The sequence below is a fragment of the Candidatus Avelusimicrobium alvi genome (genome assembly GCF_958451995.1).
GTDB lineage: Bacteria > Elusimicrobiota > Elusimicrobia > Elusimicrobiales > Elusimicrobiaceae > Avelusimicrobium > Avelusimicrobium alvi.
In genome coordinates this window covers 64,311-84,472 of record NZ_CAUDSG010000001.1, presented here as the reverse complement: position 1 = coordinate 84,472, position 20,162 = coordinate 64,311, and the positions used below count along the sequence as shown (strand labels likewise).

General features: G+C 53.6%; 24 protein-coding genes and 1 tRNA gene. 6 read left to right on the top strand and 19 right to left on the bottom strand.

Annotated elements, in window-relative coordinates; translation table 11 throughout:
* Positions 1 to 44 precede the first annotated feature (44 nt).
* Entirely contained in the window at positions 45 to 1,466 is a 1,422-nt protein-coding gene (pyk, locus tag ACQY36_RS00430; RefSeq protein ID WP_428071373.1) for a pyruvate kinase, read from the bottom strand.
* A gap of 166 nt (positions 1,467 to 1,632) precedes the next feature.
* Here pyk and ACQY36_RS00425 point away from each other — a divergent pair, with 166 nt between their 5' ends.
* Positions 1,633 to 2,094 (top strand): hypothetical protein, encoded by a 462-nt coding sequence (locus tag ACQY36_RS00425; protein ID WP_428071375.1) that lies wholly within the window; start codon positions 1,633 to 1,635, stop codon positions 2,092 to 2,094.
* Between the two features lie 16 nt (positions 2,095 to 2,110).
* Entirely contained in the window at positions 2,111 to 2,998 is an 888-nt protein-coding gene (locus ACQY36_RS00420) for a hypothetical protein (protein WP_428077215.1), read from the top strand.
* Positions 2,999 to 3,106: 108 nt separating this feature from the next.
* Here the strand turns inward: ACQY36_RS00420 and ACQY36_RS00415 are convergent, their stop codons facing one another.
* Complete coding sequence (locus ACQY36_RS00415) at positions 3,107 to 4,018, bottom strand: hypothetical protein (RefSeq protein ID WP_428077213.1); 912 nt, start codon at positions 4,016 to 4,018, stop codon at positions 3,107 to 3,109.
* Positions 4,019 to 4,115: 97 nt separating this feature from the next.
* Positions 4,116 to 4,289: a hypothetical protein gene (locus ACQY36_RS00410; protein WP_428056612.1), complete on the bottom strand. Its 174-nt coding sequence runs from the start codon at positions 4,287 to 4,289 to the stop codon at positions 4,116 to 4,118.
* Positions 4,290 to 4,500: 211 nt separating this feature from the next.
* Between ACQY36_RS00410 and ACQY36_RS00405 the strand changes: the two genes are divergently transcribed.
* Positions 4,501 to 4,737 carry a hypothetical protein gene (locus ACQY36_RS00405; RefSeq protein WP_428077211.1) on the top strand — a complete coding sequence of 79 codons (237 nt, stop codon included), beginning with the start codon at positions 4,501 to 4,503 and terminating at the stop codon, positions 4,735 to 4,737.
* 131 nt (positions 4,738 to 4,868) lie between these two features.
* Here ACQY36_RS00405 and ACQY36_RS00400 read toward each other — a convergent pair whose 3' ends face one another.
* From ACQY36_RS00400 to ACQY36_RS00365, 8 genes are all read right to left on the bottom strand, one after another.
* Positions 4,869 to 5,216, bottom strand: a complete 348-nt coding sequence (locus ACQY36_RS00400) for a lipocalin family protein (RefSeq protein ID WP_428056610.1) — start codon at positions 5,214 to 5,216, stop codon at positions 4,869 to 4,871.
* A gap of 29 nt (positions 5,217 to 5,245) precedes the next feature.
* On the bottom strand, positions 5,246 to 5,983 hold the full coding sequence (locus ACQY36_RS00395) for an SIMPL domain-containing protein (RefSeq protein ID WP_428077209.1): 738 nt from the start codon (positions 5,981 to 5,983) through the stop codon (positions 5,246 to 5,248).
* A gap of 146 nt (positions 5,984 to 6,129) precedes the next feature.
* Positions 6,130 to 7,140, bottom strand: a complete 1,011-nt coding sequence (gene gap, locus ACQY36_RS00390) for a type I glyceraldehyde-3-phosphate dehydrogenase (RefSeq protein ID WP_428056607.1) — start codon at positions 7,138 to 7,140, stop codon at positions 6,130 to 6,132.
* A gap of 83 nt (positions 7,141 to 7,223) precedes the next feature.
* Positions 7,224 to 7,724 (bottom strand): YbaK/EbsC family protein, encoded by a 501-nt coding sequence (locus ACQY36_RS00385; RefSeq protein ID WP_428072060.1) that lies wholly within the window; start codon positions 7,722 to 7,724, stop codon positions 7,224 to 7,226.
* Positions 7,721 to 9,103, bottom strand: a complete 1,383-nt coding sequence (locus tag ACQY36_RS00380; protein ID WP_428077207.1) for a hypothetical protein — start codon at positions 9,101 to 9,103, stop codon at positions 7,721 to 7,723. Before ACQY36_RS00380 ends, ACQY36_RS00385 begins: the two co-directional genes overlap by 4 nt.
* 225 nt (positions 9,104 to 9,328) lie before the next feature.
* Positions 9,329 to 10,492, bottom strand: coding sequence for a MalY/PatB family protein (locus ACQY36_RS00375; RefSeq protein ID WP_428077308.1), 1,164 nt, complete (start codon positions 10,490 to 10,492; stop codon positions 9,329 to 9,331).
* Positions 10,492 to 11,268 carry a DUF3737 family protein gene (locus ACQY36_RS00370; RefSeq protein WP_428077205.1) on the bottom strand — a complete coding sequence of 259 codons (777 nt, stop codon included), beginning with the start codon at positions 11,266 to 11,268 and terminating at the stop codon, positions 10,492 to 10,494. Before ACQY36_RS00370 ends, ACQY36_RS00375 begins: the two co-directional genes overlap by 1 nt.
* Before the next feature lie 3 nt (positions 11,269 to 11,271).
* Complete coding sequence (locus ACQY36_RS00365; protein ID WP_428077203.1) at positions 11,272 to 11,745, bottom strand: cyclophilin-like fold protein; 474 nt, start codon at positions 11,743 to 11,745, stop codon at positions 11,272 to 11,274.
* A 163-nt stretch (positions 11,746 to 11,908) separates the two neighbouring features.
* On the opposite strand from ACQY36_RS00365, the gene ACQY36_RS00360 reads away from it, so the two are divergent.
* Complete coding sequence (locus tag ACQY36_RS00360) at positions 11,909 to 12,883, top strand: diaminopimelate dehydrogenase (RefSeq protein ID WP_428070674.1); 975 nt, start codon at positions 11,909 to 11,911, stop codon at positions 12,881 to 12,883.
* 54 nt (positions 12,884 to 12,937) lie between these two features.
* On the opposite strand, the gene ACQY36_RS00355 is transcribed toward ACQY36_RS00360, so the two are convergent.
* Positions 12,938 to 13,171, bottom strand: coding sequence for a hypothetical protein (locus ACQY36_RS00355; protein ID WP_428070676.1), 234 nt, complete (start codon positions 13,169 to 13,171; stop codon positions 12,938 to 12,940).
* 55 nt (positions 13,172 to 13,226) lie between these two features.
* Positions 13,227 to 14,204: an SUMF1/EgtB/PvdO family nonheme iron enzyme gene (locus tag ACQY36_RS00350; protein ID WP_428077201.1), complete on the bottom strand. Its 978-nt coding sequence runs from the start codon at positions 14,202 to 14,204 to the stop codon at positions 13,227 to 13,229.
* A gap of 145 nt (positions 14,205 to 14,349) precedes the next feature.
* Here ACQY36_RS00350 and ACQY36_RS00345 point away from each other — a divergent pair, with 145 nt between their 5' ends.
* Positions 14,350 to 14,925, top strand: coding sequence for an inorganic diphosphatase (locus ACQY36_RS00345; RefSeq protein WP_428077200.1), 576 nt, complete (start codon positions 14,350 to 14,352; stop codon positions 14,923 to 14,925).
* Positions 14,926 to 15,127: 202 nt separating this feature from the next.
* On the top strand, positions 15,128 to 16,168 hold the full coding sequence (locus ACQY36_RS00340; RefSeq protein WP_428077198.1) for a hypothetical protein: 1,041 nt from the start codon (positions 15,128 to 15,130) through the stop codon (positions 16,166 to 16,168).
* A 414-nt stretch (positions 16,169 to 16,582) separates the two neighbouring features.
* Here ACQY36_RS00340 and ACQY36_RS00335 read toward each other — a convergent pair.
* The 6 genes from ACQY36_RS00335 to ACQY36_RS00310 form a co-directional block, all read right to left on the bottom strand.
* A tRNA-Ser gene (locus ACQY36_RS00335) sits at positions 16,583 to 16,673 on the bottom strand.
* Between the two features lie 271 nt (positions 16,674 to 16,944).
* Positions 16,945 to 17,901: an NAD-dependent epimerase/dehydratase family protein gene (locus tag ACQY36_RS00330; protein ID WP_428056597.1), complete on the bottom strand. Its 957-nt coding sequence runs from the start codon at positions 17,899 to 17,901 to the stop codon at positions 16,945 to 16,947.
* 3 nt (positions 17,902 to 17,904) lie between these two features.
* Positions 17,905 to 18,393 (bottom strand): hypothetical protein, encoded by a 489-nt coding sequence (locus ACQY36_RS00325; protein WP_428077196.1) that lies wholly within the window; start codon positions 18,391 to 18,393, stop codon positions 17,905 to 17,907.
* A gap of 1 nt (position 18,394) precedes the next feature.
* Complete coding sequence (locus tag ACQY36_RS00320; RefSeq protein ID WP_428070707.1) at positions 18,395 to 19,102, bottom strand: TonB family protein; 708 nt, start codon at positions 19,100 to 19,102, stop codon at positions 18,395 to 18,397.
* Positions 19,102 to 19,506, bottom strand: coding sequence for an ExbD/TolR family protein (locus tag ACQY36_RS00315; protein ID WP_428056594.1), 405 nt, complete (start codon positions 19,504 to 19,506; stop codon positions 19,102 to 19,104). Before ACQY36_RS00315 ends, ACQY36_RS00320 begins: the two co-directional genes overlap by 1 nt.
* A 3-nt stretch (positions 19,507 to 19,509) precedes the next feature.
* Complete coding sequence (locus ACQY36_RS00310) at positions 19,510 to 20,160, bottom strand: MotA/TolQ/ExbB proton channel family protein (RefSeq protein ID WP_428077194.1); 651 nt, start codon at positions 20,158 to 20,160, stop codon at positions 19,510 to 19,512.
* Positions 20,161 to 20,162: the final 2 nt, after the last annotated feature.

Sequence of the window (20,162 nt, the reverse complement as noted above, 5' to 3'; positions counted from 1 at the left end):
CGCCCCCGTTTTAGGCGGGAGCGGTGTAAAATATCGCTTACGTATCAGACTTCCAACACGTAGAGCATATTGGTGGTGCCGGCTTTGCCGAACGGAATACCGGCGGTAACCACAACATTGTCGCCTTCTTTGGCGAGCTGCTGGGCCACCACGGCTTTTCTGGCCTCGGCGGTCATATCGTCAAAGTTTTTCAGGTTTTCAATAACCATCGGCGTTACGCCCCACACAACGGTCAGCTGGCGGGCGGTGGTGATGTTGGGCGTGAGGCCCAAAATCGGCAGGCCGCCGGCGCGCTGCTGAGAGGCGCGCAGGGTGGTGGAGCCGGAGTCCGTAAACGTTACGATTACGTTGGCCGTATCCATATTGGTGGCTACGAGGCCGGCCGCGGAGGTGATGGCGCCTTCCTTGGTGGTGTCGTTTTTGCGTTCCAAGAGGGAGAGGCCTTTGCGGTAGCGGTGGTCTTTTTCCACGGTTTCAATGATGCGGCGCATGGTGGCCACGGCTTCGTACGGATGATCGCCCTGGGCGGTTTCGGCGGAGAGCATAACGGCGTCCACGCCGTCGTAAACAGCGGTGGCCACGTCGGAAGCTTCGGCGCGGGTGGGCATAATGTTGTGAATCATGGATTCAAGCATCTGCGTCGCCACGATGACCGGTTTGCCCGCTTTGCGGCAGCCGGAAACGATTTTTTTCTGCAGTACCGGCACGAGTTCCGGGCTGGTTTCCACGCCCAGGTCGCCGCGGGCGACCATGATGACGTCGGTCAAATCAATAATTTCGCGCAAGTGTTCAATGGCGGAGGGTTTTTCAATCTTGGCGATGATGTGGGCTTTGGATTTCATCAGGCTGCGCAGTTCAATAATATCTTCGGGTTCCTGCACAAACGAGAGGCCGATAAAGTCGGCGCCCAGCATTTCGGCGATTTTCAAATCTTCTTTGTCTTTGGCGGTCAGCGCGGAGAGCGGCAGTTTTACGCCGGGCACGTTCACGCCTTTTTTGTTGGACAGTTCGCCGCCCGCGATAACGGTGCAGTCGGCGGTGTCGGCGGTGTGGGCGTCTACGCGCAGGCGGACTACGCCGTCGTTAAGCAGGAGTTCCAGGCCGGGTTTCATCGCGGCGAAAATTTCTTTGTGCGGCAGGCAGACGCGGGTCTGGTCGCCCGGTTCCGGGTTCATATCCAGGCGGAATTTGTCGCCTTCTTTTAGGGTGATGCGGTAATCTTTAAAGGTGCCCACGCGGAGCTTGGGGCCCTGCAGGTCGAATAAAATACCCAGGGTGCAGTTGTATTTCTTTTCCATCTTGCGGATGTTGGTAACTCTTTCCTGATATTCAGGCAAGGAACCGTGGCTGCAGTTGCAGCGGAAGACGGATACCCCGGCTAAAACTAATTGTTCAACGGCTTTTTCGTTGCTGGTGTCGGGACCGATGGTCGCGACGATTTTGCAAAAGTCAGTATTTTTAGGCATAATGTCTGTATTCTTCCTCAGTGATAACTTCTTAGAGTAAGGGGCGGAATATCCCTTTTTCCCCTTCTAGCATATATTTTATTATTTTTAGACGTACTTGTCATACGTTTATATGAAAAAAACGGCGTAAATTGAAATGCGCTTATAAATTCGCTAAAATATACCAATGAACGCAAATCCTTCTTTAGAGCCTAAGAAAGACTATTACGCTCCGATGCATACCGCCGAGCATATTTTAAATCAAACGATGGTGCGCCTGTTCGGCTGCGCGAGAAGTAAAACCAACCACATAGAAAAAAACAAATCCAAGTGCGACTATTTCCTCCCCTCCGCTCCCGACGAAGAACAAATGCGCGAAGTGGAAGAGCTGGTGAACGAAGTAATCGCGCGCGGCCTGCCGGTTACGGCGCAGACGCTCCCGCGGGACGAGGCCGGGAAACGCGTGGATTTGTCCGGCCTGCCGCAAAGCGCGCAGGGCGACGTGCGGCTGGTGTACGTAGGCGAGTACGACGTATGCCCCTGCATCGGCAAACACGTGGACAATACGCGCGAAATCGGGCGGTTTAAACTGTCCAGCTGGGACTACCGGGAAGGAAGACTGCGCGTTCGCTTTAAGCTGGAAAATTAATATATTCAGGAGAATTATGCAACATTTCTGCAAAAAAGCAGCTGTACTGCTGGCGGTATTGCTGGTAACGGGCGCGGCTTACGCCCAGGACGGCAAACGCGGCTGGCAGGTGGAGCTGAAAAAGCTTGCGTTTGATTTTACTTCCACCGAAGTAAAAAACGCCCGGGAATATCAAGACTTCCCCGACGCCCGTTTAAGCGCCGATTCCCAAACCGCCATGCGCGGCCTGTTTGACGCCATTGCCGACTATCACGCCGCCCACTATTTGTGGAGCAACGAACTGACGATGGACTACGGCCGCACCAAAATCCGCCCCGTGGAAGGCGAAACGCTGACGAACGAAAGCGCGGACAAAATCCTCTTTACCACCGGCTATACCCAGCGTTTGTGGAACGTGCAGGACATATTGGGCGGTTTTGAAGTGGGGCCGTTTGCCACGCTGGGATACGAAACGGAATTTACCAAACCCGATTACTCTCCCCGCAAAAAAATTCTGCGCGGCACCGCGGGCGTGAAGCTCTTTGAAGGCAAATACATTAAAAGTTTGTTTGCCGCGGTGGTGGGCGAGCGCGATTTTACGTACAGCCCCGGCGCGAGCAAGCTGGCGTGGGAAGCCGGCTTTAAAATTGAACAGCCGGTGCGCGAAGGCGTAACCGCGAAATACTCGGCTTTGTTCCGCGATTACCTGAGCGAATCGGAAAAACGCTCCACGGATTTGGATTATGAATTTACGGCCGATGCGCGTTTGGAAGTGCAGCTGTATAAGAACTTGTATCTCGCGCCGTTCGTAAGCTACTACACCGCCCAGGCCAAGTATTTCGGCAAACGCGGCGAAAACGTGTATGTCGGCGTGTCGCTGTCGTTTAGCCATATTTTTAAAGCGGCCGAAGACGCGGCTGAATAAAGTTTCTTACCGTTTGATTTACCGTATACCTTCGGTCCGTATTTTTACGTATGCAAAAGCCCGCCGGGAAAAGCGGGCCTTTGCTTTATTACACAGAAGGGCATTCGGTTAAAATAACACGCGTCCAAACTGCCCCGTCCATTTGGTGTGGGAAGAGATGGTTCCTTCTTTGGCGGCGCTGATAATTTTCTCCAGCGAATTCCAGCCGAATTCCCCCAGGATATATACGTTTACGATATCGCCGGCGGGAATATCTTCGTATGAATAGTAAATGGTTTTGGTGCGGTTGAGCACCGGGTCTTTGCCCAGTTCCATAAGCGGGGAGCGGCGGACTTCAAACACGACGCCGATGCCGTTTTGTTTAAAACCGCTTTGGAAGATGTAATGCGTGGCTTCCTGCTCCGAAGAGGACAGGCTGACGGCGGGGCGGCCGTCCGTCCCGGCGTTCCATTTGGCGGTTTTGGGCGAAAAACCTTCGCGTAAAATTTTGGACAGTTCTTCCGGCGTAAGCAGCATGCCGCGGTAGAGAAAAGTGTCCGATTTCGGGCCGGGCGAATAAGTCGGTTTGGACTGATACGGGAAGATTCTTCTCATAAAGTAGCCTTCCAGATATTCTTCGGGCAGGTGGTATCCCCTTAAAATGCCTTCTTTGTACACGATGACGCTGGCCGCCAGGCGTGCGCGCAGCATTTTCTCGCGTTCTTGGCGGTATTGTTCCATGTGGGCCGCTAACGCCGCCGGATGAATGCGCACGATGTTGGGTTTGACGCCCGTGCGGGCCGCGGAAGCGGGCGCGGCGGCGTTTAAATTGCCGGCCGGCGTGATTGCGCCGCGGGCTATTTCCGTGCGGGAAGGAATGGGCACGCGCACCGGTTTTACCACTCCGATTAACGCCCTGGAATCGGCGGCGGCCCGGGCGGCGCTTCTGAGCGTGCGGGCAGGTGTTTGGGCTTGTACGGCAGCGGCCGCGGTGAGTACACAGGCTGCGGCGGCAACGGCGGCTTTGGTGATGTTTTTCATTTTCTTTTTTCCTCTTTATTATTTAAAATGTTTAATTAAAAAACCCCGGACTTTTTATTTTAGTCCGGGGTTGGTTTTTTAAATTGCACGGCGGTTTTTAAATTCCCGCTCCTCCCACGGACACATAAATCTTCTTGTAAAATTTATTCATCAGCGCGTTTACGGCAGAATGGACGACGGATAGACGCATGACAAACGCGTGCACGGTCTTACCCTTCATAAAAGAGGTAAAACCTTTGGTGGAAATGGAAATGCGTTCGCTGCGGTTCATATAGACGGCTCCTTAATTAATTAGTTTAAAAAACAAATCCCCGGACTTTTTTATTTTAGTCCGGGGATTATTAAAAATCTTTTTATTTACGCGGCAGTCGGTTTTAAAAAACTGCTTGCAATCCCGGACGGTTGGTTAGGTGCTTAAACGCGGCGCAGGTCTTAACGACATTCATAATGGACCAGACGGATTTAAACAGATAAGAGCACATATGTCCGGACGCAAAAACGGTTCCTTCCGCGCGGCGGATGGAATTAATTTGAGTCATATTAGAAAAAATGTTTTTGCGCTGCATATAAATAATTATATCGCTTTTGTTCAGGCCGTGCAAGAAAAAAATGCTGAAGCCGTTTATTTTTCCGTCGGAGAAAATGAAACTCCCCGGGCTCACGCCCGGGGTTTCTTCTGTTTCAAAATCTCAGCTTCGCTTGATTTTGCCCGCCACTAACAAACAAGAAGAAAACTCCGTTTTCTTGTGGCGGGATTTTCATTCATCCCCGGGTTTACACCCGGGGTATTCTGTGAAGTATCAATAAAAACACTCCCGCACTGTATGCGCGGGAGCGTGATAGGATAATTTTATTTTTGGCGCGTAAAGCGGACGGTTTGCCCTTCGGAAGAAAGGACGAGCTCATCTCCGTTTACGTTTTCAATTTTCATTTCGGAGGTAAAGTCAATCGTCTGTCCGTTGCCGATGCTCTTGCCGGTCAGCGTCAGCGTATCGCCTTTTTTACTCCAGGTTTCATACACCAGCGTAGCCATATTGACCGAAGACGCTTTGCCGCCTTCTTCCAGCACAACGCCCTGTACCTGCCCGGGCAGTCCGGGGACGGGCTGCACCCAGGTGCCCAGCAGTTGTTTGTCCGCGCAGCAGCATCCGGCGCCAAACAGCGCAAACACCGCGCACAGCAAAATGTTTTTCATCATATTTTTATCGCTCCTTTTTTACAGTAAAATTATTTAATCTTATACGTCAGCGTTACCGCCGCTTTAACGGAAATCATCCCGGTGGCGGGAGCGGGGAGCAGGTTGTCGCCCGCCGCGCCTTCCGTTATGTTTTGACTCACGTTGCTGGCCACGTAACGTGCGGCCGGCCAGGCGGGTACGGTGTTTTCCGCTACATTTACCGTTTTGCCCAGGCGGAGGCCCGCCGCTTCGGCCAACAGTTCCGCTTTTTCGCGTGCGTGTTTAACGGCCAGCCGGCGCGCTTCGTCGCGGTAGCGGCGCATTTGGGTGGAATAAAAAGACACGTTTTCCACGCGGTTAATCCCCATCCCCAGGAGGCCGTACATCACGTCTTCGTACTGGGCCGGGTCTTCCAGCGTGATGGTGAACGTTTGCGCCAGCTCGTATTGCAGTTTTTCCGTCTCCGATTTTACGCCGTTTTTAGCGTATGTCGTTTGATTTAAATATACGGGTGTAATGCGCAGGCTGTCGGTTTGGATAAAACGGTCCTCAATCCCGCGCGTGCGGCAGTAGTCGGCCACCTGTTTGGCTACGGCGTTTAAGCGTTCCGCGCCCCGGCGCAGATTATCCGTCTTTTCAAACAGGCCGAACGTGATGGCGGCGCGGTCGGGCTTGACGCGCACCTCCGCGTCCGCGCTGACGCTCATCAGCTGCGGCGCCGCGGCCGCGGCGAAAGACGGCGCGTATAAAAAAGCGGCGGCAAGCAACAGCATACAGTGTTTTTTCATCGGTTTCCCCCTTATATAAGGCGTGTCCCTTTTTAGGGTATATGTTTATTATAAATTATTCGGTTTGCCGGGCAAACTGTTTGTGTGTTCCCGTCGGGCGTAAAAAAAGCGGGCCCTTTGCGGGGCCCGCTTTTTTACTGCCAGAGTTATTTGTTGACGGAAGCCATATAGGCGACCAAGTCCAGCACTTTGTTGGAGTAGCCGATTTCGTTGTCGTACCAAGAGACGACTTTCACGAAGGTATCCGTCAAAGCGATACCGGCTTTGGCGTCAAAGATAGACGTGCGCGGATCGCCCAGGAAGTCGGAGGACACCACGGCGTCTTCGGTATAGCCCAGCACGCCTTTGAGTTCGCCTTCGGAAGCCGCTTTCATGGCTTTGCAGATTTCTTCGTATTTAGCCGGCTTGGCCAAGTTTACGGTCAAGTCAACCACGGACACGTCCAGGGTCGGCACGCGCATAGACATACCGGTCAGTTTGCCGTTAAGCGCCGGAATGACTTTGCCTACCGCTTTGGCGGCGCCGGTGGAAGACGGGATGATGTTGCCAGAAGCGGCGCGGCCGCCTCTCCAGTCTTTCATAGACACGCCGTCAACCGTTTTCTGGGTGGCGGTGGTGGAGTGTACGGTGGTCATCAAACCGTCGGTGATGCCCCAGTTGTCGTGCAGCACTTTGGCGATAGGAGCCAGGCAGTTGGTGGTGCAGGAAGCGTTGGAAACGAACTGGGTGCCGGGTTTATAGGACTTTTCGTTTACGCCCATTACAAACATCGGGGTCGCGTCTTTGGACGGCGCGGACATAACCACGTATTTGGCGCCGGCTTTGATGTGCGCGGACGCTTTTTCTTCGGTCAGGAACAGGCCGGTGGATTCAACGATGTATTCGGCGCCCACTTTGTCCCAGGCCAGGTTGGCCGGATCTTTTTCAGCGGTAACGCGGATGGCTTTGCCGTTGACGATGAGCTTGCTGTTGGCGACGTCGGCTTCCACCGTGCCGTTGAATTTGCCGTGCATGGTGTCGTATTTGAGCATATAAGCCAAATAGTCAACCGGAGTTAAATCGTTGATAGCGACGATTTCAATATCATTGCGTTCTTGCGCCGCGCGGAAAACGAAGCGACCGATGCGGCCAAAACCGTTAATACCTACTTTAATCATAGTTATTACACCCTCCATAGATTTTTTACTTCTGAATATATTTTACAATTTTTTGCGGACTTCGTATATCCGCCTATTTTGGATTAGACGTTTTGCGCGGGCGCGGAGGCTTCCCCCCACCCTTTGCAAACGTCCACCCATTTCTCGGCGCGCGAAGCGGTTTCCAGCTCCGGCAGCGAGAGTTTTACCGCCGTGTTGCCGCTTCCGCCCGCGGGATAAACCGTTTCAAAGCGTTTTAACGATACGTCCAAATATACCTTTACGCCTTCTTTGGCGGCAAACGGGCAGACGCCTCCCGGCGCAAAACCCGTCATAGCTTCCACTTCTTCAAACCCCAGCATTTTGGGTTTGACGCCGAAAACGGATTTATATTTTTTATTGTCCACCTTGGCGTCTCCGGCGGCTACGATTAAAATCGCCCGTCCGCCGAGCTCAAAGGAAAGTGTTTTGGCAATCAGGGCCGGGCGGCAGCCCAGCGCCTGGGCCGCCAGCTCCACGGTGGCGCTGGATTGTTCCAGCGTGGTGATGCGCTCCGCCAGCTGAAACCCGGCGAGGTATTGGGCTACTTTTTGGGCGGCGGTCATAAATTATCGTGCTCAATAACGGTGCGCCGTCTTTTTTTGGTTAAAGGGTCGTAGACCGACGTGGCAGTGCGAATCAGTTTCTCTTCCTGCAAATCGTAGAGATAAGTGGTTTTGGGGCCGCGGTCCGTCTGGTTTCTGTTTTCCAACAGGGCATTTCCGTCCTGGGTCCAGGCGGCGCGGCGGGTTGTCAGCTGCAAAAAGCGCGCGCCGGGCTTTTGGGCCAGGCCCGTTTCAATGGCGGAATACGAGAATTTGCTTTCAAAATTATGCAGCCAGATTTGTTTGCCTTTTTCATCCAATAGCGAGACGGCGGCGATATATTCGTCCATATCCATATCCATCACCCGCCGGTCGCGGAACAGGAAGGGCACCGCGCCTTTTCCCCCGTTGTGATAGGCGTGGACCAAATTATGTATATAATGGGCGTGGGTGGCGAAAGCCACGTCCGTTTGGCCTTCGTTTTTATTATGGAGGCTGCCCGTATGTATGCCGACCAATTCCCCCTCCGCGTTCAGTACGGCGCTCCCGCACAGGCCGACGCGCTCGTCCTGCGGCACGGAGAAATCCGTCCGGATGGAAATGGGCGTGCTGCCCACTATTTTGCGTTTGGGCACATGCACGGCGGATTTATGGTTAAAGCCTTTGGAGGAGAGATCCTCGTTGATTTTCGGTATGGCGGGGCTCAGGCGGTAGGGGGCCAGGAAAGGCTCCGCTTCAGCCGGGAATTTGACCAAAGCGATATCCAACATGCTTCTGGGCGAAAAAGCCACTATTTCCACATTGATTTCTTTCGGCAGACCGTTCTTGTAGATGACGGCCGTAAAATTTTTATGCAGCGCGTCCCTTTCGGCCGGAGCGCTGGCGATGGTATGGGTGGCCACGATGCCGTAAATTTCATTCTGTCCGTTGTGCGGAACGGATACTACGGTGCCGGAAAAAATGTTGGTCGGGGCGAGATGGTTCCCGGATTCCACCGCTTGAAAGATATAGGAATCCGACGGGATAACTTTCGTCGCCAGTTTATCTTTAAGCAGTCTGTTTTCCCGTTCTAAAGCCTGCAGTTTTTCCTGTAATTCTGCAGACGAAACGGAAACTGCGGATGAAAGGGACGCGGCGGACGATTCCGTCAGCCGGTTGGAATACGGAAGCACGGAGGAACCGGAGGCCGACCGGACAAGGTTTGACGCCGCGGAAGACGGTACGGCCAGCCGTATGCCCTGTTTGGAAAGGGCGCCCACCCGGGGAGCAATAGGCGTGCGTGAAAAGCCCGTTTTTACGATGGTTTGGGCGGCTTTTACGCGGTTCTGCGCACGGGCCGGCAGGGTGCACAGGCCCAGGATGGCAAAAAAGGAAATAAGGCAAAAGGTATATTGTTTCATATGTATATTGTAACAAGTGGGTTTTTCGGAAACAAGGGCCAAAGGACCTAACGGAAGATGGGACTTTTAAGCCGGAATTTCTGGGACGGACCCGCCCGGCTCAAAGCGCGGCTGACGGCAGCCGGAAAGATGTCGGAAGATCTCCCCGCCGGGCGGCTGATACGCCGTCCGCCGGCGGGGCAGCGTCTGCGGGAGCAAAAAAAGACGCCCGCGCGGGCGCGGCATTTATAAAAGCGCGTCAAACACGGTTTTCATCCGGTTCAGCGCTTCGGCCAGCTGGGCCCGGGGACAGGCGAGGTTTAGGCGGATAAACCCTTCCCCTTCCGCCCCGTAGAGGGACCCCGCGTTGACGCGCACGCGACCCTTTTGCAGGAGTTCTTTGGCCAGCTCTTCGGACGTGCGCCCCAGCGCCTTGCAGTTTACCCACGCCAGGTAGGTGCCCTCCAGCGGCGTTACGCGCAGCTGCGGCAGGTGCCGGGCGCAAAATTCGCACAGGAAGCTGAAATTTTCGTGCAGGTACACGTTTAACTCGTCCAGCCATTCTCCCCCTTCGTTGTACGCGGCGATTAAGGCCTCCGCGCCAAAGGGCCCGATACTGCACACTTCGTTTATGTTTAAGGCGCGGTCTATTTGGGCGCGCAGGTCTTTGTCGGCGGCCACGATGTTGGCGGTTTGCAGGCCGGCCAGGTTAAAGGCCTTGCTGGGCGAGATGCACGTAACGGAGCGGTTTAAAAAATCGGGCGACAGCGAGGCAAACGGCGTGTAGGCAATCCCGGGGGCCGTCAGTTCGCAGTGGATTTCGTCCGCCACTACGAGGATATCGTGCTTTAAGCAAATCTCCCCGATGCGCCGCAGTTCGGCTTCCGTCCAGACGCGGCCCGCGGGATTGTGCGGGTTGCAAAGCAGGAATAATTTGACGGCGGGATCGGCGGCTTTTTGTTCAAAATCGGTAAAATCCATCCGGTATGAGCCGTTGTCGTACACCAGCGGGCTGGACACTGTTTCGCAGCCGTTGTTTTTAATGGAAGAAAAAAAGCAGTTGTATACGGGCGTTTGCACGAGCACTTTTTCCCCCGGCCGGCAAAACGCTTTGATGACGGCGGACAGGGCGGGCACGACCCCGGTGGTATACAGCACCCAGCCCGGCAAAATGGACCAGTTGTGGCGGCGTTTAAACCAGCCGGACAGCGCCGTATAATAGGAAGCCGACGGATGCGTGTAGCCAAATACGCCGTGTTCCGCGCGTTTGACAAGCGCGGCGGTAACGGCGGGCGCGGTTTTAAAATCCATATCCGCCACCCACATCGGGAGTACGCCCTCTTTATCCAGGTCCCACTTGACCGAATCCGTCCCCCGGCGGTTCACCGGTTCATCAAAATTATATTTCATCATTTTCCCCCGCTGCGCCGGGTGATTTGGCAGTTCCCCGGCGATTTGATATGTTCGTCTAAAATAATATTTCCGTAAGCGTCCGCGGTAATGGAACCCGCGCGCGGATTTTTCACGCTGGCGACGCAGCCTTTAATGTCTGCCTCCAGGGAAGCGTATTCAAAACACAGGTCGCAGGCTTGAGTCATTATACAATTTTCCAGCACCAGGCCCGCTGCGTAGCAAAGCGGCTGGGTGCCCGATATCGTGCAGTTTACCAGACGCAGGTTTTTGGAATGCCAGCCCAAATACTCGCCCGTAATTTCGGAATCGTACACGGTTACGTTTTCCGAATTCCAAAACGCGTCTTTGGATTGGATTTTGGCGCGGCGGATTTCCACGTTTTGCGTGTATTGAAAGGAATAATTGCCCTGCAAGGTGAAATCTTCGGCGTATAGATTCTTGCCGTTTAGAAACAGGTAATCCCCTTTTTGCACGTCCACGCGCGTGTTTTTCATCGTGATGTTTTGGCTGTACCAAATGGCCGCGCGCCCCGTTTCCGGGAATATGCAGTCCGTAAGCAGCGCGCCGCGGTTGTGCCACAGCGGATATTTGCCCGCAAAAGTACAGCGCACGGCTTCTATATTGCGGCATTCTTTGAGGGCCGATTCCCCGGGCCCCGAAAAAGAAACCTCTTCCAGGCGAACCTCGTGCGCGCCAAACAGCGGGCGTTCTTCGGTATAAGCCTGGCGGGTGATAAGGGTTAAAGCGTTTGTTTTTTCAAGTACGGCGGTCATAACTTAATTTTCCTCCCGTTCAAAGACGGCTTTTATATGGCCCGGGAAGTCCAGGGCCTCCAGCCCGGTTTCTATCCGGCCCAATTTAATCAGGTTTTCCGAATAGCGGAAGTCCCGGCGGAATATGGCCAGGTTTCCCCAGGGGGCGTAATAGGCCAGGTCCCCTTTTTGGGGCGTAAACCCGGCGGGTGCGCCTTTAGTGGATAATTTTTGGGGCAAATCGGCTATTTTTTCGGTTTGTCCGAAGTCCGTCAGTTCAAGCGTAAGCGGCAGAAGCGCCAGAAACTCCCGCGCGGCGCGGCTGTCGTTCAGGGTGGCGGAGACCGTGCGCCTCGGGACGGTAATTTTAATTTTTACAGTTGTTTTATTTGGTTGGTTCGTCATATCCTTTGCGCTCAGCGCGTAAAAAGAAATCAGCATAACCCCGGCAGAGGCCAGTAGAGCCCAAGCGGCGGATTTGGTTTTAGTTGATTGCATACCTGCTCCTTGCCGGCCGGCAAGTCCGGCGGCATATAACAGTATAAAGTATGGAGTTTGCTCCAGGTCAAGGATTATTTTTATTCTTCGCCGTAAATAATGTTTGCGGGGCGGGGCGGGATTATTTTAAAATAGAATAACTTGCTTTTAATAAGGAGAACCCATGAGCATCAGAATCGGTATAGCGGGATATGGCAACCTGGGCCGCGGCGCGGAAGCCGCCCTGCGCCAAAACCCGGATATGCGGCTGGCCGCCGTATTCACCCGGCGCGATATTCAGCCGGCGGACAAAAATACACCCGTCGTGCCGCTTGCGCGGGCGGCGGAATGGAAAGATAAAATTGACGTGATGATTCTCTGCGGCGGGAGCGCTTCGGACCTGCCGGAGCAGACCCCGATGCTCGCGCAGTGGTTTAACGTCGTGGACAGTTTTGATACGCACGCCAAAATCCCGGCTCATTTTGCGGCTGTGGACGCAGCCTGCCGCGCAGCCGGTACGGTGGGAATTATTTCCGTGGGGTGGGACCCGGGGCTCTTCTCGTTAAACCGCCTGTATGCGCAGGCGGTCCTGCCGGAAGGGAAGGATTATACTTTTTGGGGCAAGGGCGTAAGCCAGGGGCATTCCGACGCCATCCGCCGCATACCCGGCGTACAAGACGCCAAGCAGTACACTCTCCCCGTGCAAAGTGCGTTAGACGCGGTGCGCGCCGGCGAAAATCCCGTTTTGTCCGTACGCCAAAAGCATACGCGGGAATGTTTTGTGGTGCTTGAAAAAGGGGCCGACGCGGCGCGCGTGGAGCGCGATATTAAAACGATGCCCGATTATTTTGCCGATTACGATACCACCGTGCATTTTATTTCGCAGGAAGAACTGAAAACCCGCCACGCGGGGATTCCGCACGGCGGCTTTGTGCTGCGAAGCGGCGTTACCGGCGGCGGCGCAAACAAGCATTTAATTGAATACCGTTTAAAGCTGGATTCCAACCCGCAGTTTACCGCCGGCGTGCTGGCGGCGTATGCGCGAGCGGCGTGGCGGTTTAAGCAGGCCGGCCAGACGGGGTGCAGAACCGTGTTTGACGTTCCCCCCGCCTATCTAAGCCCCAAAACGGGCGAAGAACTCCGCGCCTCTTTGCTCTAGTAACAACAAAAACGCCCCGGAACCTTTTTTGGCTCCGGGGCGTTTTTGTATCTTCTAAAAGAGCATGGTTTGTACGTCAAATTTAGCGGAGAGTTCCTGAATCAGCTCTTCCTGTTTGCTGATTACTTCCAGGAGGATAATTCCTCCGGGCGCGCAGGCGCCGTCCGAAACGTCGTGCAGTCCGATGCGCGTTTTGATGCTGCAGCCGTAGCGCGTGAGCACTTCCTGCAGGCCCGCCGCGTCCTGCGTGCGGTTTTTAAGATGTATGCCGATGATGGTATGCGTCATATATTCCCCCTTTTCATTTATTATATGTACCTTTAACTATAAGCGCAAGAGGGAATTATTTTTCGCGAATCAGACGAAAGCCCACCGCGGCGTACCCTTTGGCCGGATTGCGGGTTTCGTTTCTGTATTCGGTGCGGCAGCGGGTGCGCTCCGAATTCCAAGCGCCGTCTTTTACGGCCATGGCGCCGCTTCCCGTTTGGGCGTTTTTGGAGGTGGAGGTCCATTCCCACGCATTACCCCACATATCAATTGCTCCGGCGGCGGACAGCGTTTTGGAATAGGTATTCACCGCCGTCAGCCCTTTCTTTTCGCCGCAGTTCATATCCGCATCTTTGGGCATATGCCCGGCGGCCAATTCCCATTCTTGTTCGGTGGGCAGGCGGTATACGGCTGTTCCGTCTTTTTTGGTCAGCCACTTACAGTAGGCCAGCGCATCCTGGTAGGAAACATATACAACCGGGAAATTTTCCTCCCCGGCGGGTACCGCCCCGCCGGGCCAATTTTGGGGCGCCGGGCGGCCGGTGGCTTGTATAAAAACAGCATATTGTGCGTTGGTGACGGGCGTGTAAGCGATATACACGTTTTGTGCCGCTCCCAATACGGGCAGATAGCCGTCCGCGGCGGTTCGGGCGTCGGGACGCAGGCGTTCATCGGTAAAGCGGCTGAGCGTTTGGTTTACGCGGTTCTCCCGGTCTTTTAGCATTTCATCTACAATTTCCTGCATTTCTGTTATTTTGGACTTGTCCCGGGCCGTTTGTTTTAATTCTTCCAATTTGGCTTTTTTGCGCGCAACCACTTTGTCATAATTTTTTTCTACCTGTTTTCTTAAAGCCGCCAGGTTGGCTTCCGTCGGGTTTTTGCGGTAAGCGGCAATCAATTTTTGGGTTTCTTCGCTTAACTCCGGGCGTTCCTTTTCTATCGTACTGCTGTATTTAAAAGATTTGGCCTCCGGCTTGACGCGTCTTTCGGCCGCCTCGCCGAAAGACATCAGCCCCACCAGAAATATAAGCGCTGTATATAAAATTCTTGCCATAACGACCTCCTTGTTTTTTTCAATATCTTCCCATATACAAACCCGAAAAGAAGCCGTTTATTGCATGGAGCTTTTATAATGCTGCGTGGAGCGGATGCGGCAGAATTGCTATAATCATAAATAGACTGTTAAAAAAGAGGTGCCGATGTTTACTAATTTTAATCCCTGGCATCACGTGTCCCCCGGGAACAAAGATACGCTTCCGGACGTCGTAAACGGTATTATTGAAATACCCAAAGGCACGCGCGCCAAGTATGAACTTGATAAAGAAAGCGGTCTGTTACGGCTGGACCGCGTGCTGTATTCTTCCGTCTATTATCCGGCCAACTACGGTTTTATTCCCCGTACGTACGGCGCGGATAAAGACCCGCTGGATATTCTTATCCTGTCCCAGGCCGAAGTGGTGCCGATGTGCATCGTGCCGGCGCGCGTGATTGGCGTAATGCGCATGCTGGACAACGGCGAAGCCGACGATAAAATCATCGGCGTAGCGCAGGGCGACCCGAACGTGAGCCACTATACCAATATTTCGGAATTGCCGGAACATTTGGTGTCGGAAACGATGAGCTTTTTTGAAGATTATAAAAAGCTGGAAAACAAGAGCGTGGTGGTGGAAAAAATCTTTGACAAAAAAACCGCCGTGCGGATTTTGCAGGAAGCGTTTATCGCTTACGAGGAGAAATTTGTAAATTACAGCAATTTTTCCCGCTGCTGCGAATAAACGCCGCGCCGTCTTATAAAAACCCCGGTGTTGCTTTCGGCGCGCCGGGGTTTTTCAATGGCGTATATGGCGTATGCGGCCAAACCGGTTTGCCGGTATGTTTTTTTGCACATCCCGCGGTGCGCGTGAGGGAAAAATACTGGCAAAAGCCAAAAAAACGTATATAATAACTATATAATTCCAAAATAAAGGAGGGCCAGGCATGAAACTGAGCTCAAAAATCTTTTTCACGGCGTGTATATTGTCTTTAGTTGTTCCGTCTTTGCAGGCGGAACTTCGGCCCGGCGCCATTCCCGCTGAGGCTAAAAACACTATGCATGACAAAGCCCAAGAGGGTAAAACCGAGGCTGAGCAGATTTTAACTTCAGCCGTCAATTCGGAAGCGAAAGCAAACGCTTCCGCTGTTGCGGCCGCACAAACCAAAGCGGCGGCTGATGCGGCGGCGTTAGCCGCGGCCAATGCCGAGGCACGTGCCAAAATCGCTGCTACGGCGGCGGCTAAATCCAAGCAGGAAGCGGACACCACTCTGGCTGCGGCTATTAACGCCGACGCCAGAGCAAAAGCGGCCGCGGCCGCGGCGGCTAAATCCAAGCAGGCGGCGGACATCGCTATGGCAGCCGCACTGAACGCCGATGCCAGAGCGAAAGCTGCGGCACAGGCGGCGGCTTCCGCCAAAGCGGCGGCCGATTCGGTGGCTAAGTCTTCTGCGGCGGCATCATCCAAAGCGCAGTCTGCGGCACAGGCGGCTGTACAGCTGGCTTCCCGCGCCAATGAGGCGGACAAACAATCCGTTCTGCTGGTGGCAAAGTTGACGGCGGAATCTGCCGTAAAAGCACAGGCCGCAGCGCAAGAAGCGTCAAAAGCGGCCTCCGGGGCGGCGGCCAAATCCAAGGCGGAAGCTGATTTGACGGCTAAAGCGGCGGCTGATGCGGCGCTGAAAGCCAAGCAGGGGGCGGAAGCGGCGGCCAAATCCAAGGCGGAAGCTGATTTGACGGCGCAAGCCGCGGCGGATACGGCCTTAAAAGCCAAAGTTGCGGCGGAAGCGGCGGCCAAGTCTAAAGCGGAAGCCGACTTGACGGCTAAAGCGGCGGCGGAAGCCGCTTTGAAAGTCAAACTGGCGGCAGAGGCGGCGGCCAAATCCAAAGCGGCGGCGGACACGTCTGCTGTAGCGGCGGCCAGCACGAAGACAAGAGTGAAAACCTCGTTTGACCGTGCGTCTCGCGTAACGGCGGCGTTTCTGTAAAAAGTTTTAGCAGTTGTTTGTACAATATAAAACCCCGGGTTTATACCCGGGGTTTTTAGTGGGTTACTTATAGCGTTTTTTGTAGCGTTTTTAATTACAAAATTGGCTGTTTTATTACAAAATACGCTCATTTATTATAAACTTGGCCCGACGGAAAAGGGTACAAAAAACCCCGTTCCCGTCGGGGAATGGGGTTGTATAGAAGAACGGAGAGGGAGGGATTCGCCCTGCATAAATTTTCTGACGAAAATTTTGCCCGGGCCCGCCCTCGCGGTTTTGGCCTTGCACACTTGCAGGCGCAAACCAAAACATCGCTCCGGGCTTCAAATCCCGACGCGGCATAAAGCAGTTTATGCCGCTCCATACTCTCTTTAGAAATCAAAAACCCCGCTTTCGCGGGGTTTTAAATTTCTACGGAGAGGGAGGGATTCGAACCCTCGATACGGGAATTAACCCGTATAACGGTTTAGCAAACCGCCGCTTTCGGCCTCTCAGCCACCTCTCCAAAATCTGATATTTACCGTCGTAACTGCTTCAGACATATATATTATAACAAAATTTTAGAAACTTTTGCGGATTTCTCCCCACTCCGCGGAACATACTTAAAAAATTGTTAAGTTCTGGGGTGTTTCCTCGTGTTTTCGCCATACATGATGCGCGTTTAAACCGCTGTACTCAATATATTCGTTTACAAACAAACGTTAAGGAATTTTCCATGCGCTAAAAACCGCCCTTTTTAAAGGGCGGTTTTTCGTATGTCATAAAAGTACGGCTGATTAAAAGCTCTTTTTCAGCCCTTGGGCAAGCGGCGTAAACTGCTGGCCGGTAAGCGTCTGCCATTTTTTGCCGGAGCAAATCCAATGCCCCGGGACGGTGGCCTCGGTTACTTTGTCGTAATTTAAGGCGGGCTGCGCCCCCGTTATGCGTGCGGCGGTTTCGTACGTCCAGGCCGCCAGGCGCATCATCCATTTGGGCGCGGAAGGCATAAACGGTTTGCGGCAGTTCATGGCGCGGGCCATTTCGGTAATAAAGTAATCCCACGAATATACCGCGTCTTCCGTTACAAAATAGGTCTGTTTGTCTGTTTCCGGGCGGATAAAGGCCTGCCACAGCGCTTCCACCAAATCGTCCACGTGCACAAAGCTGAAATATCCGTTGCCGGACGTATTTACCATCAGCCCGCGTTTTACCCACAGCGCAATTTTGGATACGCCCGAATCGTTCTTTCCGTACACGATGGGCGGGCGGATGACGGTCCATTTTACGCCGGGGCGCAGGGTGTGGACGGCTTTTTCCCCCCCCAGCTTGGTGATGCCATAGTCGGACACCGGGGCCGGCTCCATTTCTTCGGTGCGCGGATGGTCTTTATCCGGCGCAAAACCGCTGGCCGCCAGGCTGGAAACGTGCACAAACGTTTCAACTTCCGGCGTTTGGTTGACGGCTGCCACCACGTTTTGCGTGGCGGTAATGTTGGCTTTTTCAAAATCGGAGCGGTTAAAACCGAAGATGGCGGCCGCCAGATGAAATACGCCCGTGCAGCCCTGCAGGGCCTTCTTCAAGGATGCCACATCGTTGTAATCGGCGCGCACCAAGGTAACGGCCGGATTGGCGGGCTGCCGTTTAGGCGTGCGGCGCGTAACGACGCGCACCTGATAGCCTTCCTGCAGCAGTTTATCCGTCAGCGCGCGGCCGATAAATCCGTTTCCGCCGGTAATAAGAACTGTTTTTTTCATAGCTTATTCCACCTCAATATCTAGCGTTTCTGCCAGTTCTTCGGCGGTTTCTCCGGCTTTCTTTTTAATTTCTTTTTTGATTTTTTTGCCGTCAATGTCCTGGTTGATAAAGTTCTCTTTCCGGCGGGCGTTGCGGCGGACAAAATCAAAATTAAACGTAAAACGTTTGATGCCTTTTTCAATATCGGCCTTGGTCGGGATTTCGCCGTATTTGATTTTGTTGATGGGCGTTACTTTATCCTCCTGCGGGAAATACCACAGAAGCGAATACATAATACCGCACAGCAGTATAAAGCTGATAAGCTTGTTGAACTTTTCCATCCGGTACAGGCCGAAAAGGTTGGAAATGACGGACAATACCATAATAATCCCCGTCCACATCGCGCACGCGATGCCGATAAACGTCCAGCCGGAGGCGTCAAAATCCGGGTAAAGCACCATAACGGTGAAACAGCATAAAATCAGTAACGCGAAACGTTGCCATCCGTTCATATTATTTCTCCTGCTTGAACTCCACGCTTACGGTGAGTTCGTCTTTTTCGTAATACATGGGCAGCGGCGCAAACGGCCCGGCGTTGATGACGGCGGAAGTGGCCGCGAAGTCAAACGTATCATCCCCGGATTTGCGGTCTACCTGTAGGTCTTTAATTTTTCCGTCGCGCGCAATGGCGAAGGAAACCAGCGCGGAAAGCACGTTTCCGGCCGGGCGTCTTTTTTCCCACTCAATCCACAGCGAGTTGCGCACCTGCGTAATATACCAGGGATACGGGAAATTTGCAAAATCAGTTTGAATGTTTCCGCCCGCAAATTCCCCTTCTTTGGAGGCGGAAGCGGCGCCCTTTCCGTCGGTCTCCGCTTCGTCAAGCACGCTGGGGGCGGCCAGCGGTGCGGCTTTGGGCTGCGCTTTTTTGGTTTGTTTTTTAGTCGTAATTTCGGATTTGGCCGCATACGCTTTTTTGGCGGTTTTGGGTTCCGGCTGGGGGACCGCCTCTTTGGCGGGTTCGGGCGCCTGTACGGCGGCTTTGGGGGCCGGAACGGGCGCGGCGGCTTCCTGCCCGGTGGTGGCCACCACCTTGCCGCTGCCGATAAAATCAATGGTATATGTGGCGGCGGCCTTCTTGGCCGAAGGGGCCAACAAAAGGATTAAAAAGAGTGCGGCCAAAATATGCAGGCCGCCGGAAAAAGCCAGATAGCGGTTCATCAGTTTTTAGAAAGCACCCCGATTCCCAGTTTGGCGGCGCCGAGCTTTTTGGCAACGTCAAATACGTCCACCACCTGCTGTATCGGCACGTCTTTGTCCGCCTGGACGAGAATCGTTTTTTTGTTTGCTTTGCCCATACGCAAAATCAGCTCGCGCTCCAGGTTTTTAAGCGTCAGGCTTTTGTTCATAACGGTAATGGAGCCGTTCTTTTGCACTTCAATGCGGATGACGTCGTCCTCCGCCTGCGTGTTGATGGCTTTGGATTTGGGCAAGTCCACCGTCAGCTGCATTTGCACCAAAAGCGGGCTCATCACCATAAAAATAATCAGCAGAATCAGCGTGATGTCAATAAACGGCACCATGTTGATTTCGGCCATAACGGTTCGGTTTTTATGCGTGCTCATAGACTAAAACTCGTTGGATTCGTTTTGACGGTAAATCACTTCGTCTGCGGCGTTTTCCAGTTCCTTGGCGAAATAGTTGGTTTTGGAAAGGAAATAGTTGTACGCGATAACCGCCGGAATGGCTACGAAAAGACCGGCAGCCGTGTTAATAAGCGCCTCGGCGATACCGGCCGCCACGACGGACGCGCCCGCGCCTGTAGCCGTGTTAGTGGCCAAATCTTTAAAAGCGTGCATAACGCCGATAACCGTGCCGAACAAACCGATAAACGGTGTGATGCTTCCCAGGGTGCCGAGCACCGTCAGGCGGCGCTGGAGTTTGGAAACTTCCCAGTCAATCACGCTGTCTGCAATTTTTTCAAGCTCGGCCTGCGGGCGGTGGCGTTCCTGCACCAGGCGCAGAATCACCGCGGAAGCCGGCGTGTTTTTAACGATTTCTTTGCGGCAGGCTTCTTCCACTTTCTGGTAGTTTTCCGAGCGGATGGGATGGCGGCAGTAGGCAATCAGCTTGCGCGAAAGCGAAATGGAAGAACGCAGTTTAAAAAAGCGTTCCAGAATAACGGAAATAGAATACACGGACAGAAGCAAAAGAAGAATCAGCACCGGTCCGCCGGCGGCGAGCAGCTCGCGTAAATTTGTCATATTGGAAAAGTCCATTT

Excerpts from the sequence above, each read along its gene's own strand:
- pyk (WP_428071373.1), bottom strand. The coding sequence starts at position 1,466 with ATGCCTAAAAATACTGACTTTTGCAAAATCGTCGCGACCATCGGTCCC.
- ACQY36_RS00425 (WP_428071375.1), top strand. The coding sequence starts at position 1,633 with ATGAACGCAAATCCTTCTTTAGAGCCTAAGAAAGACTATTACGCTCCG.
- ACQY36_RS00420 (WP_428077215.1), top strand. The coding sequence starts at position 2,111 with ATGCAACATTTCTGCAAAAAAGCAGCTGTACTGCTGGCGGTATTGCTG.
- ACQY36_RS00415 (WP_428077213.1), bottom strand. The coding sequence starts at position 4,018 with ATGAAAAACATCACCAAAGCCGCCGTTGCCGCCGCAGCCTGTGTACTC.
- ACQY36_RS00410 (WP_428056612.1), bottom strand. The coding sequence starts at position 4,289 with ATGAACCGCAGCGAACGCATTTCCATTTCCACCAAAGGTTTTACCTCT.
- ACQY36_RS00405 (WP_428077211.1), top strand. The coding sequence starts at position 4,501 with ATGTCCGGACGCAAAAACGGTTCCTTCCGCGCGGCGGATGGAATTAAT.
- ACQY36_RS00400 (WP_428056610.1), bottom strand. The coding sequence starts at position 5,216 with ATGATGAAAAACATTTTGCTGTGCGCGGTGTTTGCGCTGTTTGGCGCC.
- ACQY36_RS00395 (WP_428077209.1), bottom strand. The coding sequence starts at position 5,983 with ATGAAAAAACACTGTATGCTGTTGCTTGCCGCCGCTTTTTTATACGCG.
- gap (WP_428056607.1), bottom strand. The coding sequence starts at position 7,140 with ATGATTAAAGTAGGTATTAACGGTTTTGGCCGCATCGGTCGCTTCGTT.
- ACQY36_RS00385 (WP_428072060.1), bottom strand. The coding sequence starts at position 7,724 with ATGACCGCCGCCCAAAAAGTAGCCCAATACCTCGCCGGGTTTCAGCTG.
- ACQY36_RS00380 (WP_428077207.1), bottom strand. The coding sequence starts at position 9,103 with ATGAAACAATATACCTTTTGCCTTATTTCCTTTTTTGCCATCCTGGGC.
- ACQY36_RS00375 (WP_428077308.1), bottom strand. The coding sequence starts at position 10,492 with ATGAAATATAATTTTGATGAACCGGTGAACCGCCGGGGGACGGATTCG.
- ACQY36_RS00370 (WP_428077205.1), bottom strand. The coding sequence starts at position 11,268 with ATGACCGCCGTACTTGAAAAAACAAACGCTTTAACCCTTATCACCCGC.
- ACQY36_RS00365 (WP_428077203.1), bottom strand. The coding sequence starts at position 11,745 with ATGCAATCAACTAAAACCAAATCCGCCGCTTGGGCTCTACTGGCCTCT.
- ACQY36_RS00360 (WP_428070674.1), top strand. The coding sequence starts at position 11,909 with ATGAGCATCAGAATCGGTATAGCGGGATATGGCAACCTGGGCCGCGGC.
- ACQY36_RS00355 (WP_428070676.1), bottom strand. The coding sequence starts at position 13,171 with ATGACGCATACCATCATCGGCATACATCTTAAAAACCGCACGCAGGAC.
- ACQY36_RS00350 (WP_428077201.1), bottom strand. The coding sequence starts at position 14,204 with ATGGCAAGAATTTTATATACAGCGCTTATATTTCTGGTGGGGCTGATG.
- ACQY36_RS00345 (WP_428077200.1), top strand. The coding sequence starts at position 14,350 with ATGTTTACTAATTTTAATCCCTGGCATCACGTGTCCCCCGGGAACAAA.
- ACQY36_RS00340 (WP_428077198.1), top strand. The coding sequence starts at position 15,128 with ATGAAACTGAGCTCAAAAATCTTTTTCACGGCGTGTATATTGTCTTTA.
- ACQY36_RS00330 (WP_428056597.1), bottom strand. The coding sequence starts at position 17,901 with ATGAAAAAAACAGTTCTTATTACCGGCGGAAACGGATTTATCGGCCGC.
- ACQY36_RS00325 (WP_428077196.1), bottom strand. The coding sequence starts at position 18,393 with ATGAACGGATGGCAACGTTTCGCGTTACTGATTTTATGCTGTTTCACC.
- ACQY36_RS00320 (WP_428070707.1), bottom strand. The coding sequence starts at position 19,102 with ATGAACCGCTATCTGGCTTTTTCCGGCGGCCTGCATATTTTGGCCGCA.
- ACQY36_RS00315 (WP_428056594.1), bottom strand. The coding sequence starts at position 19,506 with ATGAGCACGCATAAAAACCGAACCGTTATGGCCGAAATCAACATGGTG.
- ACQY36_RS00310 (WP_428077194.1), bottom strand. The coding sequence starts at position 20,160 with ATGGACTTTTCCAATATGACAAATTTACGCGAGCTGCTCGCCGCCGGC.